This window comes from Psychrobacter sp. AOP5-GZ1-6 (assembly GCF_052376345.1).
GTDB lineage: Bacteria > Pseudomonadota > Gammaproteobacteria > Pseudomonadales > Moraxellaceae > Psychrobacter.
Genome location: NZ_JBQSVP010000384.1, coordinates 1 through 301, shown reverse-complemented (window position 1 = coordinate 301; position 301 = coordinate 1). Strand labels below are relative to the sequence as shown.

At 48.8% G+C, this 301-nt stretch carries 1 protein-coding gene; it reads right to left on the bottom strand.

The window, feature by feature from the left end:
* A partial coding sequence (locus tag ACT3RN_RS16315) for a hypothetical protein (RefSeq protein WP_444518903.1) occupies positions 1-301 on the bottom strand: 301 nt, incomplete at both ends.

Below are 301 nucleotides of genomic sequence, written 5' to 3'. Positions count from 1 at the left end.
ACCTGTCACGTGTGCCAAACTGTTGCGTGCTAAGTGTACGATATGGGTGGCACGGTAGTGCTGATTGAGATGGTTGTGATCGACCAATATAAAAGTATCGGCAATATTCAAATCAGTGGCATGGGCGAGTGCATGATAGACGCTATAATGGCTTTGATGATAGTTGGCGACGACAGTTGCCTCATCGATGCTCTCGGTATCGGTCACTGGGGCAAACGCAGCAGGGGTGTCGAGCGTAAGCGATTGGCCACTTACCTGATTGTCCTCGTCAGCACTATTTCCATCAGTGTTGCTGTTTATA